The sequence below is a fragment of the Aneurinibacillus tyrosinisolvens genome, from assembly GCF_001015055.1.
GTDB classification, from domain to species: Bacteria; Bacillota; Bacilli; order Aneurinibacillales; family Aneurinibacillaceae; genus Aneurinibacillus_A; species Aneurinibacillus_A tyrosinisolvens.
In genome coordinates, this window is sequence record NZ_BBWZ01000045.1 from 17,998 (window position 1) to 36,198 (window position 18,201).

An 18,201-nucleotide genomic window follows, 5' to 3' on the forward strand; every position below is an offset into this window, starting at 1 on the left:
GGATATATACGGAGTTACTAACCAGGAAATCGAAGGAGATTCGGATGTCCGGGAAGATCGAAACCAGGAACAGTTACTTGATGAATCACTTTCCTCCTTATATAAAGCAAGTGCAGCCAAAAGAACATCCATTGGAAACAAATAAAAGCCTGCTGAACCACTTATATCCAGCAGGCATCTCCTTTTTTTATAATACGGTAATCTGCCCGCTTCCCTTGTGCTAAATAAACATTCCACCATCTACCACAACATTCTGCCCCGTTACAAAGTCTGCATGGGCCACAAGCGAATAAATCATGTCTGCAACATCTTCAGGAGTAGCTATTCTCTCCAGCGGTGTTCCTTCTGCCAGACGTTTGATATGAGCTTGCTGACCTTCAACCCAGCGTGTCTGGACAATTCCAGGTGATACACTATTCACACGTACCTCAGGGGCTAAAACACGGGCAAGTGATCTGGTAACACTCAAAGCAGCCGCTTTGGAAGCTGCATAAGCAATAGAACTTCCAAGTCCGGTAAGCCCGGCAACCGAAGCAACATTTACAATACAACCTCTTTGTTTTTTTAAAGCGGGAGCAGCAGCTCTGCAGCAATAAAACATTCCTTTTACATTGGTGTTCATTACGCGGTCCCAGTATTCGTCCTTTAGACCTTCTAAATCGTCATGATCAACAAAATCCGTAACGCCTGCATTGTTTACCAGTATATCGAGCCGGTCAAATCTACTTATCGTTTCATCTATCATACGACGGACAGCTGCATCATTGGAAACATCGGCCTTATATAATAGCGACTGTACACCATATGCTTCTATTTCCTGCTGTGTTTTACGAGCTTCACTTTCAGAACGCGAATAATTAAGAACGATGTTTACTTTCTCCTTAGCTAATCGGAGTGCAGTACTCCTTCCAATCCCTGTACCTGCTCCTGTAATGATGGCTACTTTTCCTTCTATCATTTTTATCCCTCCCTGAATAACAAGGGTGAAAATTCAGAACAAATCGGCCCCTTCTATCCCTACTTCAAATTTGGTAATATGCCACCTTCCAAGATTTGTCGTGTACATTTCCGTCCCTTTGAAAGCGCAATTGGTGGGATGGCAAAGTGTATGGGCTTCCGGATCGTCAATTAAAAGCTGAACTTCCCCCTCACTCGTTATTTTATACAGACGAGAGGGTTCATAGCAACTTGCATAGATGTTTCCTTCCCTATCGATCGCCAATCCGTCCGGCAGCGCTTCCAGCCGGGCGATTTCTTCTTTTTGTCCGGCAGTGCCATTTTCTAAGATGGGAAGGCGTGAAATACGCCGGTCAAAGGTTTCAGCTGCATAGAGTGAATGGCCATCCGGCGCAAGCGCCAGTCCATTCGCAAATCTCATCGCCTCACCATACCATAATTCACTTTGCCCGGTTTGTAAATCAACCTTCCATATCCCCGGACCGTTCTCGGAAAAATGATAGCTATCTGAAACGTAAAGGCAGGATCGTTTGTGATCAACGACCGGGAAATTTGGAATCTTCATTTTCTGGCGGTCATTTCCGTCTGCAAATCGCACCAACTCGCCTGATTTCGTATTAAGTTTAAAGACAGCAGCGTGCATGTTATCACAAACATATAAGTTTTCCTCGGCATCAAACGCCATTCCCAGTGAAAAACCACCCGTGCTGGCAATCAATTGAATTGAGTTACCTTCAGGATCGATTTTATAAATCTGCCCTTGTTCACTTACTCATAAGGATATTCTATTATTTCATACAATGTATTACGTACAGCCGGAACTCGACCTAAATCTAGAATCAGGCGATTAAATTCTTTTGGGTCCATATTCTCCCCGAACGGTGCACCAGCTGAACGTGAAATCGTTTCATCCATGAGGGTACCCCCAAAATCATTTGCACCAGCGTTTAATATTATCTGACATGCTTTCGGGCCATTTTTAACCCAGGAAACTTGAATGTTGTTTATCCAATTATTAAGCATGATTCGCGCAACAGCTACCACTTTAATATCTTCGATACCTGTAGAACCAGCGCGAGCACCATATTCATTAAAAAGTTTAGTATTGTAATGAACAAACCCAAGCGGAACAAATTCAGTGAATCCCCCGGTTTCCTTTTGAATATCACGTATAAGCGCAATATGACTTGCCCAGTGTTTCGGTTCATCAATGTGGCCATACATCATCGTAGACGTTGAACGAATGCCAAGCTTATGGGCTGTCTTCACAATATTTACCCACTCATTAGCGGTTAATTTATCTTTTGTTAATTTTTGGCGTACCTCGGTGTCCAGGATTTCTGCCGCTGTTCCTGGAATTGTATCTAACCCTACTTCTTTTAGACTGCTTAGATGTTCCTCAATTGATATACCAAGTTTACGAGCACCGTACTTTATTTCAAATGGAGAAAATGCGTGAATATGCATATCAGGGATAACATCCTTAATGGCTTTAATAATCTCATAATAATAGGTACCAGAAATTTTTGGATGCAGGCCTCCCTGAATACAAACTTCTGTCGCTCCGATATCCCAAGCCTCTTTTGCTCTTTGTGCAATTTCCACTAAAGGTACAAAATAAGCCTGCTCTTCGTTTTCAGAAGCAGCAAAGGCACAAAATTTACAACCTGTATAGCAAACATTAGAGAAGTTAATATTTCTTGTCTTAACATAGGTGAGGGTATCCCCGACCGCACGCCGCCGTAATTCGTCAGCCGTAATCATTAATGCATGCAAATTAATTCCATCAGCTTGAAACAGTCTAATTCCCTCATCAATCGTTATTTCCTTATCTTCTAATGCTTTGTCCAAGATTTTCGCAACATCAAGATGGACACGTCCTAATAATTTATCCACCCCAACATGTTTAACTTCTTCAAAAGTAAGCCCAGTATTGTCACCTCTTGTACTTAGCATATCGTCATCTCCCGTCTAACTAATCTACTGTTATCAACTAAAGGGTCAATACGAGATTGGAAAATGGTTTGTTCATATGTTAAATCATTTAAGTATTCTGGATAAATGGTTAAACGTTCACGTAACTCGAATCCAAGTTCAGAACATGCTTTATTTAACTGTTGAATATGAGGCCATGGTTTTTCAGGATTAATAAAATCAGGTGTAAGTGGCGAAATTCCGCCCCAATCATTTATCCCTGCCAGTAAAAAGAGCTGGTGTATCTGAGGGGTTAAGTTAGGGGGCGCCTGAATATTCATTTCTTTACCAAAAATTAACCGACAAACCGCGATAGAACGAACCATATCCCAAATAGTAGGCTCAGGCCATGCTGCCATTGAAGTATCAGCTTTTGCTCGAAAGTTCTGAACAATAATTTCCTGAACGTATCCATATTCCTTATGTTGGTCTAAGATGGCAAACATTGAATCAACCCGGTCCTCAAGGCTCTCGCCTATTCCAATCAGGATACCGGTTGTAAAAGGGATTTTTAGTTCTCCTGCATAACGAATTGTGTTCAAACGGACAAGGGGAATTTTATCGGGACAACCTCGATGAGCATCAAGATTCGGGTTTATCGATTCAAGCATCATTCCCATACTCCCATTTACATCTTTCAATTTCTTCATCTCTTCATATTTAAGTGATCCTGCATTGGTATGAGGAATCATCGTTGTTTTATCAATAATTAAATTACAAATATCGTAAATATAATCCAGCATTTTGCTATACCCAAGTTTTTTTAACCCTTCTTTTGCAAGAGGATAACGCAGCTCTGGACGCTCGCCAAGACTAACTAACACTTCTTTACATCCCATATCTTCAGCCTTGACAAGTTGACTGTACACTTCATCCGGACTCATAATATGGGCTTCAGGATGATCGGGGTCCTTTACAAAGGTACAATAACCACATGTATTGCGACACATATTCGTTAATGGAATAAATACTTTTCGGGAATAAGTAACTGTATTCCCTTTGCCTTCATCTCTTATAACGGAAGCAGCCTTCATTAATTCCAAAAGGTTTGTTCCTTGAACTTTTATCAATTGGTAAGCTTCTTCCCTAGTTGCATAGCCTCTTACAAGAACCTGTTCAAGTGTTGTAGTTAGGTTGATTTTTCCCAAGTCGGTGGTAGTCCCCAAAATAACACCTCCTATACGTTAGTTTAGTACTGCTATTTTTTATTATTTCAATGACAAGTTTAAATATTAACAAAATTTATACCAATACTTTTTTTCTTAAATCTAATATTCATTCCAATGAGAAGGGAAGTTAGATCTTCTAAAGTTGATGATACACGTAATGGTCCAGCATCTAACGGCCGTAAGCCGATTTTTTCCGCCAATGTCATTACGATTTCTTTTGCTTCTTGGTTGTCACCGGCAATTAAAGTATCTCCACTTAGTTCTTTATCTAAATCATTCAATAAGTGTGCTGATACAGTATGGAATGCTGATACTACTTGAGTTTCTTCCCCAACAATTTCTTGTACTTTTTGCGCTACTGATCCTTCTGGAATTCGTTCAGTTGTCGGGGGTTTTCCTGGAATGAGTGCAACCGATGTATCAATAATCACTTTTCCTTTCGCATTTTCACACACTCCTGTCATAATTTCTTCAATTGATTTAAAAGGTACTGTTAATATAATAACGTCTCCCATGCTAGCAGCCTGAATGTTATCCAAACCTTCTATCTTAAAGTCCGGATTTTTCTCTTTTATTTCATTAGCTGCATCTATTGCTTTTTCCATTAATCTAGATCCAAGAAAAATGTGATACCCTGCTTTTCCTAAGCGAAGCGCCAATCCTTTTCCTAGGTTACCTGTGCCTCCAATAATACTTATACGCATCAATATCACCCTCCAATTAATTAGAATACTACGAATCTAATTCACTTCTATCTATTCACTAGCGAAATAAATCCATTTGTTTTGGTCTAATTAAGTGTTTAGCTTTTCCGTCTCCCTTTGGATAAGAATATCCTCTGATTACAGCAACAGGTATTCCATCCGCTTTTCCCATAACCATTTCCGCTGAGGCTGCAATCTGATCTGTAATTGCAATCTCGGTAGATTTTAACTCCCGCCCGTAATAGTCGTACTTTCCTTTGTAATCACTTATAGCTGACATTCCGCTGATACCTATTGCTACATTTGTTTGCCCCATTCGCCAAGGCCGGCCAAAAGTATCAGAAATAATCACAGCTAGATTAATCCCATAGTGATTTTCTAAACTGGTTCTAATTTTCATTGCTGAAGCGTCTGCATCTAAAGGCAGGAGAAGAAAAACGTCATCGTCGCCCACATTAGACTGATCAATTCCTGCATTGGCACAAATAAAACCTTGCTTTGTTTCCATAATTAAAACATGATCGGAAACCTTTATTGGGCGCAAGGATTCTCTTAAAATTATTTCAACTTCAAATGGATCTTTTTTTGTTAATTGAGCAAGTTGAATTGCAAACGAAGAGGGCTGAACATCATTCCGGGCAATAATTCGCCCTTCAGCTTTTGATACAATTTTTGAGGTTACAATGACAATATCTTCATCTTCTAGTCTTATTCCTTGCTTGTCTAAAGCTTCTATAATTAATAAAGCCAAGTCATCTCCAGCAGATACCTCTGGGATGCCTTCAATACCCATAACCGTAAAAGAGCTCATAATGTCACCTTACCCGTCAGTAATTTATCAAAAATTTGATATCTCTCCAGGTATTCTCTCGTTTTTGTCCCTTCTCCCATTGTTTTTAACAAAAGCAAATCCTCTACTGTGTCTATGTCATGCGATAATGAAAAACTATGGAAGATTGAATAGTTTAATCCTGCCGTTGTTGCCATAAGACAGTGCTTTTCCTTGCTATTTACTCCAAAGGCCGTATTTATTACTCCAGGTGGAGATAATACCAATCCGTTGGTTCCTGTTCCTTTACGGCAAGGAATAACAGTAACAGGTGCTTTTCTTACCATTTGCAGAAGATTATTTACTTCAAAATCTGATATTAGTGGAATATCTGCCGGTAAAATCAAGAGTTGCTCAATGTTGTCGGGTAATGCATCCACAGCAAATTTTATTGCTTTGTTCATCCCTTGAACTTCTTTTTCATAAAAAATATGAAAGTCAAATTGTCCAGCCAGGATAATCGCTTTGGGATCATTTGTTACAATGCCTAAAACGTCTATGCATGATACACTTGCTAATGTACTGAGTACATCAAAAAGCATCGACTGAACCAGACCTATGCGTTCATCTAAAGAGAGCCAGTTTTTAAGCCTCGTCTTTGCTTGGTGTATAGGTTTTTGCATAACAATAGCCACATTCACCGGCACCACTCCTTAAGACAAAAAAAGTAACTATGCAAACTGCATTTTAACAAAATCAATCACTTGTTTTGCTAACATACTTTTTTTGTTATCCGAATCCATAATTGTATCTGTAACTAAGACTTCTAAGTTTAATTGCTGCAGGTGTTCACGATATTCTTGGTCCTGTTCATCAATTACGATTCCATCTATCAAACCTTGATAACATAAGGCAACTCCAACCGGTGAAACTTCAATTCCTAAATCCCTTAGCATGCGGGCACCAGGACCTTTAATCACATTTCCGCCGACCACAGGACTGACAGCAACCACCTTGGCATTACTTTCACGAATAGCCTCTTTCATGCCCGGAACTGATAAAATCGGATGAATACTAACTAAAGGATTACTAGGAGCAATCAAAATAACATCTGATTTATCAATTGCTTCTAAAATTCCCGGTGCAGGTCTTGCATTTTCAATCCCATCAAATTCAATTTTCAAAACCTGGTCTGACATTCCTCGTTTAATGAGGTATTCCTGAAAATGAAATCTGCCTTCTGGTGTTTGAATATATGTAGTTACTGATTCGTTTGCCATGGGAAGTATTTGAATCGGAATCTTCCATTCTTCACACATTTTTAATGTGATTTCGGAAAGACTTTTATTTTGTTTAAGAAGAAAAGTTCGATATATGTGGGTAGCTAGGTCCTTATCCCCTAAATTAAACCAGCAGTCTTCACTATAGACTTCAGATAACACGTTTTGGCATGAATAGGTTTCATCCTTAAATCCCCAGCCCTGTTGATGAATGACATTTGCCAAAGTATAAATATTAATATCAATATCCGGAGATATATAAAGACCAAACCTTTCAATATCATCTCCTGTATTAATAATGGCCAAAACTTCTTCTTTCGTGGCACTGGCCAGACCCTTCAAGAATTTTGACCCACCTACCCCACCAGCTAATGTGACAATCATTTTTTTCACTCCTGTTAGAAAAAATATTTCGAATATCTCCTCCTTTTCAACTATTTCCCCTGAAAAGGAGGAGTCTTATTTGTGAGGAAAGAATGATTACGCCCCAATCACCGATTCTATCGTTTCATTATTATTAGAACCGAAGACAAAGAGAACAGGGCAATCTATACCAGCCTCCCGGTATTCTCCAATACGCTGACGAACATGTTCCGGTGTACCAGCTGCTGCGAGATCATCAACTACCTCTTCAGTGATAAGTTTTGCTCCTGCTTCTAAACCACCTTTATTAACTGCTTCCCGGACTCTTGCTAAGTATTCTTCACTGTATCCTGTCTCTTGAACAATATTAGGAAAGCGAGTTAAATACATAGCAATAAACGGGCGTACACGATCACGGGCCACATCAGGATCGCGATCTACTGAGGTGACAAGCCCGATTGCACGATCAATTTCACCAGGGTCCCGACCACCCCGTTTTGCACCGGTTGCGAGGCGTTCGATCGACCTGCGTACATAATTGCAAGAAACAAAGCCGTTCATCAGGACACCGTCAGCGGCCTCGCCCGCGAACTCCATAGCCTTAGGACCCGTTACACCAAGATAAATTGGCATGGCTGGGCGTATAGGTGTAAACTCCAGCTTGACCCCCTGGACATTGACAAACTCTCCTTGGAAATTAACTTCTTCCCCTGCAATAAGTCCCCTGGCAACGTGAAGGTATTCACGGAGGCGGGTAATCGGCTTAGTGAAGGTATGCCCCTGTGGTTCCAATACTAACGGTGATCCCGGTCCGACGCCAAAAATTACCCGTCCACCTGAAAGTTCATCGAGAGTAGCATACGAAGTGGCTAGTATGACAGGATTACGAGTAAAAACGTTAACGACTCCGGTACTAATTTTAATTTTTTGGGTGCTGGCAGCAATAGCTGCCGCCGGAACAAATCCGTCTCGGGCAAAGCGGGTTTCAGCTACCCAAGCAGATTCATAGCCGAGGGATTCCGCGTACTGAGCAAGTTTAACCATCTCAGGAACTGCCGGTTCACCGAGAAAGGCAAGACCCATACGTTTCATAAATCACATACCTCCTTCTCCCATTTAACAAATATTGTTGAGTAATGTTCGGTCTTAATTTATTTGGCATAGTGAAGCAGTGTTTCCGCCAACAACCGTGTCCCATTGGCGATATCTTCCGTATCGGCCCACTCTTTCGGACTATGACTAATTCCTTCACGACAGCGGACAAAAATCATGCCCATGTCTGCGATGTCGGCCAGCAGCATAGCATCATGCCCTGCACCACTGACCATATGTGGGGCATCAAGCGATAGCTTGTGGCTGAGCTTTGTCATCGTCTCGATGACGTGAGATGCGCATTCCACCGGTTGGGCCTCCATAACGATATCAATTTCACACTGCAGTTTTCGCTTTTGGCAAACCTCTTCTATAAAAGTCTTTATCTGACTAATCACGCGGTCCCTACGTTTCACATCCGTATCGCGAATGTCTGCTGTAAATTCCACGTATTTTGGAATGACATTGCCCCCTCCTGGTTTCACCGTAACCCGCCCAACAGTGCCTACCGTTGGAGCCATTGGGTCCATCCTACATATCCGTTCAATGGCTTGAATCATTTCGGCTGCACCAACCATGGGGTCCTGTCGCATGTTCATCGGAACCGTTCCCGCGTGGCCGGCTTCCCCAATGACCCGAACACACAACCACACAGGGCCGGCAATGTCTGTCACAATACCCACAGGCTTCCCCATCTCTTCCAGATAAGGTCCCTGTTCAATGTGCATTTCCAAATACAGGCCAATATCTCCTTTTTTTCGGACCGATTCATTCATACGATTCGGCTCTAGCCCAAAGGCCTGGAGAGCTTCATACCGCGTAATCCCCTCTTGATCTTTTCTTTGTAATTCCTCGGGCTGGATTTTGCCGACCATCCCCCGACTACCAAACAACCCACCGAGAAATCTTGGGCCTTCCTCATCACAAAAGGCCACTACCTCCACCGGATGTGAGAGCGTAATTTGTGCTTCATGCAATGCACGTATCGCGGCAATCCCGCCAATCACCCCTATGGTGCCATCAAACCGTCCCCCGTTCGGGACCGAATCAATATGGGAGCCCACCATTACCAGGGAAGCATTTGGATTTGAGCCTTCTTTCCGGCCGATTAAGTTGCCGAAATGATCGCGGCGAACATCCATTCCCGCCTCTTCCATCCAGCGCGATACCAGCTCCTGCGCCTGCCGGTCTTCTTCTGAAAGCGCCATACGGTGTACGCCTCCATCTGCCGTCCTTCCAATCTCTCCTAATTGTGTCAGGTGCTGCGCGATTTGTTTTTCATCAATTGTATATGTGGTAAACATCGCATCCTCCCCTCTGCCTGTATCCGAGAGTTCCTGCGCGGAATGAACCGCGCAGGACATTTGCATTATGTCTGCTTCCGCGCTTTTTTTGTAGCTTCGTGATCGGTTTCATTATTCTCCGTAATAATAACGCCGTATTTATCGCGCGCCGTTTCTTTAGAGATGTGCTCATCCAGCACATCCGAGAGAACGAGTTGAACGTCCCTTTCTAACGGATTTCCGTATCCTCCGCCCGACGGTCCAGTTAGCCGCAGGGTATCTCCCGCCTTCGCACGTCGGTTCGGAATTTTAGATGGCAGCGCTTCCGCCTCATCTGTGTCCGGATTTAAAATAAGGCTTCCGACAAGGCCCTCTTGACCTCCGTTAAATCCCCACGGAGCATGGGCATGCCCCTCTCCTTCTACAGAAAAACTACTTGGAGCCAAGAACTCCACTTCTCTTATGGAGCCGAGGCCACCTCGCCATTTGCCAACCCCGCTGCCGTCGTCCCGCAATTCATAACGGCTAATCCGCAGCGGATAATGGGACTCGATATCTTCGATAGGATTATTCCGCGTATTAGCATAAAGAGTGTCGACTGCATCCATCCCGTCTTTTCCGGCTCTTCCGCCATAGCTGCCTTCCATGATATCCATGTACACCCAATAGTCTTCACCATTAAGACCGCTGTAGGCTACAACATTCAAGTTTCCTACACCTGCACTTACTTGGCGCGGCACGACTTGGCTTAGTGCTTTCATTAAAGTATCCGCGACAATATTACCGGAGCAGAAACGAGCAATCGTCGGAGCCGGGTAAATCGGATTGCATAGCGTGCCTTTTGGGGCGATAATATGCACCGGGCGGGTGAGGCCGGAATTTTGCGGAATGTTGCCATAAATCGTAGAGTCGAGCAAAATCGACCGCAGTGTCAAGTAAATAGCACAATCGACTGTTCCTTCAAGCGGCATATTAATGGGTCGATCATCAACCTGTGGCGCAGTCCCTGTTAAATCAACAGTAATGTCGCTGCCGGCGATTGTTACCGTGACGGCAATTTTCAAGTTGCGTTTCGCTGCATCCGGACTATCTAGATACCCATCTATGAATCCTTCGGCCGCATATATTCCATCCGGCAGTTTTTCAATCGCATTGCGCATCATTGTTTCCGAGTAACTCATTAAATCGTCACTGGCCGCCAGTACGGTTTCTAAGCCATATTTCTCAACAATCTCAAGATAGCGCTGCGCTCCGATTTTGGCCGCCGCAATCTGTGCTTCCATATCTCCGACCACCATGTGGCTTGCCCGAATGTTATCCTTCATCATGTGCCATACTTGTTCATTTCTGTGTCCTTTGTCATAAACTTTAATCGCTTTAAACTGTAATCCTTCGGCATAGGCATCAACGGCATCCACAATTCCACAGCTGCCGGGTGTTAAGGCTCCTATATCCAAATGGTGTGCTGTAGTTACTGAAAATCCGATTAACTCCTCCTGATAAAACACGGGTACGCAAAACCCAACGTCTGGTCCGTGCGAGGCGCCATGGTACGCCGAGTTATGCATGATGACATCGCCATCCGCAAACACGTCTCCTCTCTCATCCATGATTTTTCGGATGCCGCGCACGTAGCCTGGAATGGGTCCGGATTGCAGGGGAGTACTGTGACTCGACTCGCAGAGCTGTTGATTGTTGGCGTCTACTAATGCACACCCAAAATCTTCGGATTCGCGAATGATGCTCGAATATGACATTCTAGCCAGCTTATGCCCCATTTCAATGGCCACGTTTTCCAGTGCTCCCCGAATCACCTGTGCGGTAATTGGATCAATCGTATTTTTCTTTTGGACCATTTTCATGTTATCTCACCTCAACTTTGATGATGATGTTACCGCTGCTTTCCACTAACGCCAGACAATGTGGAGGAAGGACCGTCGTGGTATCCTTTTGTAAAATAATCGCTGGTCCCTGTATTTGCGCACCAATCGGGAGACGCTCCCGTTGGTAGAAGGACGTGTCTACGGTTTGCAGCACCCCATCGATCTTAAAGATGGCTTTTGCTTTTTTAATCAATGCATCCTCCGGGTTGCCGATACCTGTTACAACCGGCTGGCCAATCTTTGGCATCAATCCAATCCCGGTGACCCGGATATTTACAATTTCAATGGGGCTATCAGCAAAGAAGTGGCCGTATTCGGATTTATGGAATTGGTGGAACTGTTCCCATGTCTTTTGAATGCTTTTCTCATCGAGGTCGCTATCAGGCAAATCGACGCGAAGTTCATATCCCTGTCCGACATACCGGCAATCTGCCATCCGCAGGACTTGAATTTCTTCCGGTTTAACCCCATCCTTCTGCAGCTGGATCCGGATTTGCTCCATCAAGTCTTGCAAATCCTGATTTAGTTGCGCATAGTCCATCTGTGTATTCAGCATAAATTCAGTCTTAATAACGTCATACTTCAAGTCAGTAGTTAACAGACCTGTGGCTGACGTAATGCCTGGATGAGGTGGAATGATCACTTCTGGAATGTTAAGAATCTGGGCCACCTCCACTGCATGCAGTGGACCTGCACCACCAAAAGCAATCAGTGAAAATTCACGAGGGTCGTAACCTTTCTGCACGGTTTTTGCGCGGATTGCATTTGCCATATTGTTATTTAAGATGGTTAAAACACCCTCCGCCGTTTCCTGTATACCTAACTGGAGTTTGTCGGCCAGCTCTTCAACTACCTTAAATGCCGCATTCGGGAAGATGGACATCTCCCCACCCAGGAAGTTCTCTTCATCCAATCGGCCAAGTACCACGTTGGCGTCAGTAACGGTCGGTTTGCTGCCACCGTGGCCATAGCAAGCTGGTCCTGGACGCGACCCTGCACTCCGCGGCCCCACTTTAAATGCGCCACCTTCGTCCATATAGGCAATACTTCCACCACCTGCTCCAATAGTATGGATATCAATCATCGGTACCATCACTGGATAACCGGCAATCGATGTATCTCTCGCCGAGGATTCCCCGTATCCCTGTTCGGTAATAATCCCTATATCTGCACTAGTGCCTCCGACATCAAAGGTAATCAGCTTGGTCCTTTGCGACAAATTCCCTGACCAGGATCCGCCCAGCACCCCGGCGGCCGGACCAGAAAGCAACGTATTGACCGGCTTTTCCGAAACCGATTGTGGTGTTGCTACCCCCCCATTGGAGCACATGATATGCAGGTCAGCACCAATACCGGCTTCTTGTAAACGCGTTTGTAAATTGTCGATGTATAGCTTTACTTTGGGGCCAATAAACCCATTGATAGCCGCTGTAGTAAACCTTTCAAACTCTCTAAACTGAGGTGATACGCTCGAAGATGTGGTGACAAATGCTTCTGGATATTCTTCTTTGATGATGTCTTTTACCTTGTCTTCATGCAGTGGATTAATATAGGAGAAAAGGAAAGCAATAATAATAGATTCTACACCTTCGGCCTTGAGTTCTCGGACCGCTTCCCGAACCTCTTGTTCATCTAACTCTACAAGAACCTCTCCGGTAGGCGGCATGAGTCGTTCTGTTACAACTTTGCGGTGCCGGCGTTGTACCAATGGACGATCCTGCCAGGGAATTTCTTGCATAATGGAATAGTTTTGCGGCCTTTGATGTCGTCCGATATGTACGATATCTCTGTAGCCTTTAGTGGTCACCAGCCCTGTTTTTGCGCCATCATATTCCAGAATCGAATTCGTAGCAATTGTTGTCCCATGGAAGACCCGATTAATTTCCGTCTTTGGAATTTGTTTTCGCTGGCACAACTCCTCAATCCCCTGTATAACGCCAATGGAGGGATCCTCCAGGGTAGTTGGCGTTTTATGAATCCAGGTCTCTCCAGATACCGTATCGGTAAACACAATATCTGTAAAAGTTCCTCCAACATCTACACCGAATAATTTCATTCTCTTGCTCCTTTCTGTTTGTGATTTGATTTACTAGATAGAACAAGCAAGTCTCATGCCATGTTCCAATCATCTGTTTTTTCTAGGCTTCTTCCGTTACGCCCAGCAGACAAAAAAAATAAATTTGCGATAACGCAACTATTTTTTAACAATTCTTTATATTCCCACACCTATTCCCCTGAATATCTTCCTTTTGCATTTTTGCTATTTTAATTGCATTTCTGCAAATGCCAAATTATACTTTTTCACTTTTCGGCTGATCGTAGAAATATCAACACCAAGTTTTTTACTGACTTCTTTTAGCGTGCGCGACTGATTTAGCGTGGTTTGCAAAATGGTTTTTTCATACTGATCAATAGCCTCTTTGAGTGTCAGCCCTTTTGGGCCTGATGGTTCTTGCCAGATAGCATCTCTCATTTTATTCGGCAAATCCTCCAACCGAATCTGTGCATCAAATGTGGTGACCACAAGTCGTTCTATCGTATTTTGCAGCTCACGGACATTACCAGGCCAGGCATAGTTAATCAACACCTGCATCGCTTCTTTTTGTATTATTTTGCGTTTGTTGTAAGCATTATTATAGAGATGAAGAAAATACTCAATCAGAAATGGAATGTCTCCTTTTCTTTCTCGTAGTCCTGGGATTGTAATTGGGACAACGTTTAGACGGTAATACAAATCCTCTCGGAATGTACTTTCTTCCACCATCTTTTCTAAATTTCGATTGGTCGCCGCAATAAAACGTACATTAACATGGACCGGCACTGTTTTTCCCAAAGGAGTAATCTGTTTCTCCTGTAGAACCTGCAGTAATTTCACCTGCAGTTGCAAAGGTACTTCTCCGATTTCATCCAAAAACAATGTGCCTTCATTGGCGCTCATTATTATACCTTGCTTACCTTCCGGGTTTCCTCCGGTAAAGGTGCCTTTTGCATAACCAAACAATTCCGATTCCATCAATGTTTCAGGAATAGCCCCGCAGTTGATTTTTAAAAACGGCTTGGCCTTTCGCGCACCAAGGTTGTGTATCGTACGCGCAAGCACTTCCTTTCCAACCCCGGATTCGCCAAGAATAAGCACTGTTGAATCCACATCCGCAATGCGTCCCGCAAGCTCATATACATCTTCCATTACTTTGGATCGAACAACGATATGCTCTCCCCCTTCTCGGTTCATCCTCGTCCACTCTGATTGATAATAACGTATCATTTGTCTCATCTCATCCAGTTGCTTCTCCAGCTTATCCTCTTCCGTTACATCCCGAGAGATATTAATCACCTTGTTCAGCGTTCCGTCTTCGTTGTATATTGGATAACCAGAGACGACCAGACGCCGACCGGATTTTGTCGTTTGAGCTACGGTGATTTTCCTTCCTTCTTGAATAACGCGCTTAGTAGAGGACAAATCGACGACCCCTTGTTTTTCCAATGAATCCACAGTATGCCCCACGAGGTCCCGCTCTTTCACGCCCATAATTTTTTCACAGGTAGCATTGACACGCAAAATGATGCCATTCTTATCCGTAATGGTCACCAGTTCGCCAATGAGGTTCATAATGACTTCAAGTTCTTGCTTCAACTCGCTGATTTTCTGTGACTGCTCTGCCAACTGATCGAGTGTTTGGTTTTCATAGAGCAGGATAAGCCCGGCTTTTTTCCCGTCCGAAAGCTGAATAGGCAGTTCAACCAGGATGAGGGGGGTTCCGGTCTCGGTCTTATCAGGAGAGACAGAGGGTGTGTTGGTTTTGATGGCTTTAATAATGGACGTTGAGGTGAAAAGAGAATGAATATATTCACCTTTCATCTGATGGTAAGACCGCCCCAGCACCTTTCCAGCAGCCTGATTTCCGAACGTAATCTTTCCTAGTAAATCTGTCACAACCATGCCAAAGGGAAGGGAATCCATGATTTTCTCTGAACTTATGAACAACAGAAGTACACCTCCTACGTAAAATCAAGTTCTATTTATCTAAGAGAAGTCCATGAGGATGAGTCATGATTGCAATCCGGCAATAAAGTTTGCAGTTTTCCTAGGCCTGTTTCCTTAATACTAGATTGAATTTTCCGAATTATCAATGAAAAAAATTGTATATTTGCAACTTTCACGCCTTATTTTTTGTTATTTTTCTGTGACCTTCCGCTTCTTCATTCCCTTTTGATTTTGGCACAATTATTGCTTTACCTGTAAGCGAAACAAAATTCTTTAAAAGGAGGTCCTTTCATGAGCCAGGAACAAGAAAACGGTATAAGTCTTAAATCAAAAGATTTAATCCCCACAACAGCGGAAGAACGCCACATCTCCAATTTTGGTTTTTTAATGCTCTGGATAGGTATTGCCGTACAACTAGTTTCCTTTATTGCAGGTGCGCAGCTATACCCGGCTTTGTCCCCTACCGAAATTATAGTGACTTGCTTTATTGGGAATCTGGTGGTGGCTCTGCTCCTAACACTGATGGGAGACATCGGCATTCGGTACGGTATTCCCTATGCGGTATACATCCGTGCCTGCTTTGGTTATCTCGGCACGCACATCCCGGCGGCTATTCGAGCAATTCCCGCAATCTTTTGGTTTGGTTTTCTAACCTGGATGGGCGCCGCGGCACTCAACACAATTATGGAAATGCTCACCGGCTACTCGAATCTGATGCTTTTGATTATCGTGTTTGGCATTGTACAGGTTATCAATACTGCCATGGGAATGGAGGCGATTTCCAAGTTTGAGTGGCTGGCCTCCCCCATTATTCTTATCATCGGAGTTGCTCTACAAATCATGATTATGAACGCACATCATCTCACGTTCAGTGACATTTTCTCCATGGAAGGAAAAGGCGGCGTCTCCCTTGGTTTCGCCATTGCAGCACAAATGGGTGCCTATATCACAATGGCGCTCAATGCTATGGATTTCACCCGATTTCTGCATGTGAAAAAAGGAGCGGCAGAAGGAACCTGGTGGCAGGCCAACAAAGGAAGCATGTTTGGTCACACTTTTGGCCTTATTGCGGCAATGATGCTCTTTACGCTCATTGGATTGACAAGCGGCATTGCCACAGGGAATTGGAATCCAATCGAAGTTATTATACAGACGGTCGGAAAGGATAACCCATTTCTTCTCTTTGTATGTATGGTGTTTATTATCCTCGCCCAGTGGTCCACCAACATTAGTGCAAACTTAATCCCTAGTTCGTATATCATTATTAACTTTTTCCCACGTAAGATTAACCTGGTTACCGCAACCATTATCGCCAGCGTAATTGGATTGCTAATGCAGCCTTGGAATTTTTCCGCGCAGCTTCCTACAATTCTTGTGTTGATTACAGCTCTTCTCGGACCTATCGTTGGTATCATGTTTTGTGATTACTATTTACTGCGAAAACGCCGGTTAAATATTGAGGAGTTATACAAAGTCGACGGCCAGTACAAATATTGGAAAAATATCAATCCGGCCGCCATTGTTGCGTATCTTCCCTCATTCTTATTAGCTCTTCTCTCTCCAAATTACGGCTTTATTATTGCCTTTGCCTTAGGCGCTCTACTCTATTACCCAGCTATGAAATATTGGATTGTAAAACGATATCCGCAGCCTGAAATTACCCAGTCGATTTCCGTCGAAAATAAAATTGAGGAGGAAGTAATGTAACATGAAAATTAAAGTGATTAATCCAAATACCACATGGGAGATGACCCGTGGCATTGAATCCGCTGCCAAAAGTGTAGCCAGACCAGATACGGAAATTATTGCGGTCAGTCCTGATATGGGGCCAACCTCGATCGAATCCTTTTACGATGAATATTTGGCAATCCCGGGCGTTTTGCAGGAAATCCAAAAAGGAGAGCATGAAGGAGCAGATGCTTATGTTATCGCCTGTTACGGCGATCCGGGACTGCAAGGAGCAAGAGAAATAACCACGGCTCCCGTCATTGGCATCGCAGAGGCCTCGCTCTATATGGCCTCCATGCTGGCTGCGCGTTTTTCAATTGTGACCGTACTGCCACGGGTCAAAACCATGATGGAAGAGTTGGTTCACGGCTATGGTATGGGGCATCGAGTGTTAAATGTGCGGACTACTCCCATGTGTGTACTTGATTTTGAGCGGGATCCAGAGGCTGGTATGAGGATGCTGGCTCAAGAAGGAAGAAAAGCCGTGGAAGAAGATCATGCAGAAGCCATTCTACTAGGATGTGCTGGTATGGCAGAATTTGCAAACAACCTGGAGAAAGAACTTGGGGTTCCTGTTATTGATGGTGTAGTTGCGGCTGTTAAGTTTGCAGAAGCAATCGTGGATTTAGGAAAAACTACGAGCAAGCTAAAAACATATAAATTGCCTGAGCCGAAACATTTTACTGGTATTTTTGCTGACTTTGGGACTCTAGTTCCCAAGAAGTAAACGAAAAATGAGGTATACATTCACTACGCCAGGGTTGCCGTGTCTTACGGCGGCTCTGTTTATTCTTTAATTATTTTGGGTCTACACCTAAACATGTTCTTGACAAAATTTAACCTGTGATTCATTCCTCATTGCACTCCAACAAAATCCTCTGTTTGTAACACTTTGGATTTCGCGTGAAGTAGTGACGGCGTTGCAGTGCTTTAATTTTATTATTTTTACCTTCAACAGTTGCATTCATAAAACGATGAAGATGATAATTACAGATTTCTTCTTGCCAGTTTCCC

Annotated in this window: 16 protein-coding genes; 2 read left to right on the forward strand and 14 right to left on the reverse strand. The window is 43.6% G+C overall.

What is annotated here, in order from left to right:
- Positions 1 to 220: 220 nt before the first annotated feature.
- From MBEAL2_RS24225 to MBEAL2_RS24285, 13 genes are all read right to left on the reverse strand, one after another.
- Positions 221 to 958: an SDR family NAD(P)-dependent oxidoreductase gene (locus MBEAL2_RS24225; RefSeq protein WP_047154804.1), complete on the reverse strand. Its 738-nt coding sequence runs from the start codon at positions 956 to 958 to the stop codon at positions 221 to 223.
- A 33-nt stretch (positions 959 to 991) separates the two neighbouring features.
- Positions 992 to 1,711, reverse strand: a complete 720-nt coding sequence (locus MBEAL2_RS24230) for an SMP-30/gluconolactonase/LRE family protein (protein WP_082130149.1) — start codon at positions 1,709 to 1,711, stop codon at positions 992 to 994.
- 14 nt (positions 1,712 to 1,725) lie between these two features.
- Positions 1,726 to 2,913 carry a 5-amino-6-(D-ribitylamino)uracil--L-tyrosine 4-hydroxyphenyl transferase CofH gene (gene cofH, locus MBEAL2_RS24235; protein ID WP_052947977.1) on the reverse strand — a complete coding sequence of 396 codons (1,188 nt, stop codon included), beginning with the start codon at positions 2,911 to 2,913 and terminating at the stop codon, positions 1,726 to 1,728.
- On the reverse strand, positions 2,907 to 4,097 hold the full coding sequence (gene cofG / locus MBEAL2_RS24240; RefSeq protein ID WP_052947978.1) for a 7,8-didemethyl-8-hydroxy-5-deazariboflavin synthase CofG: 1,191 nt from the start codon (positions 4,095 to 4,097) through the stop codon (positions 2,907 to 2,909). Before cofG ends, cofH begins: the two co-directional genes overlap by 7 nt.
- 59 nt (positions 4,098 to 4,156) lie before the next feature.
- The gene (npdG, locus tag MBEAL2_RS24245) at positions 4,157 to 4,804 is read right to left on the reverse strand and encodes an NADPH-dependent F420 reductase (RefSeq protein WP_047154805.1); all 648 of its coding nucleotides are present in this window, start codon (positions 4,802 to 4,804) and stop codon (positions 4,157 to 4,159) included.
- Between the two features lie 58 nt (positions 4,805 to 4,862).
- Positions 4,863 to 5,615: a coenzyme F420-0:L-glutamate ligase gene (gene cofE, locus MBEAL2_RS24250; protein WP_047154806.1), complete on the reverse strand. Its 753-nt coding sequence runs from the start codon at positions 5,613 to 5,615 to the stop codon at positions 4,863 to 4,865.
- Complete coding sequence (gene cofC, locus MBEAL2_RS24255) at positions 5,612 to 6,274, reverse strand: 2-phospho-L-lactate guanylyltransferase (RefSeq protein ID WP_047154807.1); 663 nt, start codon at positions 6,272 to 6,274, stop codon at positions 5,612 to 5,614. Before cofC ends, cofE begins: the two co-directional genes overlap by 4 nt.
- Before the next feature lie 30 nt (positions 6,275 to 6,304).
- Complete coding sequence (cofD, locus tag MBEAL2_RS24260; protein ID WP_047154808.1) at positions 6,305 to 7,237, reverse strand: 2-phospho-L-lactate transferase; 933 nt, start codon at positions 7,235 to 7,237, stop codon at positions 6,305 to 6,307.
- Between the two features lie 96 nt (positions 7,238 to 7,333).
- On the reverse strand, positions 7,334 to 8,308 hold the full coding sequence (locus MBEAL2_RS24265; RefSeq protein ID WP_047154809.1) for an LLM class flavin-dependent oxidoreductase: 975 nt from the start codon (positions 8,306 to 8,308) through the stop codon (positions 7,334 to 7,336).
- 59 nt (positions 8,309 to 8,367) lie between these two features.
- The gene (locus MBEAL2_RS24270; RefSeq protein WP_236693004.1) at positions 8,368 to 9,678 is read right to left on the reverse strand and encodes a M20 family metallo-hydrolase; all 1,311 of its coding nucleotides are present in this window, start codon (positions 9,676 to 9,678) and stop codon (positions 8,368 to 8,370) included.
- Positions 9,678 to 11,453: a hydantoinase B/oxoprolinase family protein gene (locus tag MBEAL2_RS24275; protein WP_236693005.1), complete on the reverse strand. Its 1,776-nt coding sequence runs from the start codon at positions 11,451 to 11,453 to the stop codon at positions 9,678 to 9,680. The genes MBEAL2_RS24270 and MBEAL2_RS24275 overlap by 1 nt, the downstream gene beginning before the upstream one ends.
- Before the next feature lies 1 nt (position 11,454).
- Positions 11,455 to 13,530 carry a hydantoinase/oxoprolinase family protein gene (locus MBEAL2_RS24280; RefSeq protein ID WP_047154810.1) on the reverse strand — a complete coding sequence of 692 codons (2,076 nt, stop codon included), beginning with the start codon at positions 13,528 to 13,530 and terminating at the stop codon, positions 11,455 to 11,457.
- A gap of 204 nt (positions 13,531 to 13,734) precedes the next feature.
- Positions 13,735 to 15,459: a sigma 54-interacting transcriptional regulator gene (locus MBEAL2_RS24285; RefSeq protein WP_052947979.1), complete on the reverse strand. Its 1,725-nt coding sequence runs from the start codon at positions 15,457 to 15,459 to the stop codon at positions 13,735 to 13,737.
- Between the two features lie 291 nt (positions 15,460 to 15,750).
- On the opposite strand from MBEAL2_RS24285, the gene MBEAL2_RS24290 reads away from it, so the two are divergent.
- Together MBEAL2_RS24290 and MBEAL2_RS24295 are read left to right on the forward strand one after the other, a co-directional pair.
- Positions 15,751 to 17,166 carry a cytosine permease gene (locus MBEAL2_RS24290; RefSeq protein WP_047154811.1) on the forward strand — a complete coding sequence of 472 codons (1,416 nt, stop codon included), beginning with the start codon at positions 15,751 to 15,753 and terminating at the stop codon, positions 17,164 to 17,166.
- 1 nt (position 17,167) lies between these two features.
- Positions 17,168 to 17,914: an aspartate/glutamate racemase family protein gene (locus tag MBEAL2_RS24295; RefSeq protein ID WP_047154812.1), complete on the forward strand. Its 747-nt coding sequence runs from the start codon at positions 17,168 to 17,170 to the stop codon at positions 17,912 to 17,914.
- 121 nt (positions 17,915 to 18,035) lie between these two features.
- Here the strand turns inward: MBEAL2_RS24295 and MBEAL2_RS30640 are convergent.
- Positions 18,036 to 18,201: transposase (locus MBEAL2_RS30640; protein WP_161798285.1), on the reverse strand; the 166-nt coding region annotated here is incomplete at its 5' end.

What these genes read in the sequence shown, in the direction of transcription:
- cofD (WP_047154808.1), bottom strand. Translation starts at nt 7,237, where the DNA reads ATGATTGTCACATTAGCTGGTGGGGTAGGTGGGTCAAAATTCTTGAAG.
- MBEAL2_RS24270 (WP_236693004.1), bottom strand. Translation starts at nt 9,678, where the DNA reads ATGCAAATGTCCTGCGCGGTTCATTCCGCGCAGGAACTCTCGGATACA.
- MBEAL2_RS24280 (WP_047154810.1), bottom strand. Translation starts at nt 13,530, where the DNA reads ATGAAATTATTCGGTGTAGATGTTGGAGGAACTTTTACAGATATTGTG.
- MBEAL2_RS24295 (WP_047154812.1), top strand. Translation starts at nt 17,168, where the DNA reads ATGAAAATTAAAGTGATTAATCCAAATACCACATGGGAGATGACCCGT.
- MBEAL2_RS24265 (WP_047154809.1), bottom strand. Translation starts at nt 8,308, where the DNA reads ATGAAACGTATGGGTCTTGCCTTTCTCGGTGAACCGGCAGTTCCTGAG.
- MBEAL2_RS24290 (WP_047154811.1), top strand. Translation starts at nt 15,751, where the DNA reads ATGAGCCAGGAACAAGAAAACGGTATAAGTCTTAAATCAAAAGATTTA.
- cofE (WP_047154806.1), bottom strand. Translation starts at nt 5,615, where the DNA reads ATGAGCTCTTTTACGGTTATGGGTATTGAAGGCATCCCAGAGGTATCT.
- cofH (WP_052947977.1), bottom strand. Translation starts at nt 2,913, where the DNA reads ATGCTAAGTACAAGAGGTGACAATACTGGGCTTACTTTTGAAGAAGTT.
- npdG (WP_047154805.1), bottom strand. Translation starts at nt 4,804, where the DNA reads ATGCGTATAAGTATTATTGGAGGCACAGGTAACCTAGGAAAAGGATTG.
- MBEAL2_RS24275 (WP_236693005.1), bottom strand. Translation starts at nt 11,453, where the DNA reads ATGAAAATGGTCCAAAAGAAAAATACGATTGATCCAATTACCGCACAG.
- MBEAL2_RS24225 (WP_047154804.1), bottom strand. Translation starts at nt 958, where the DNA reads ATGATAGAAGGAAAAGTAGCCATCATTACAGGAGCAGGTACAGGGATT.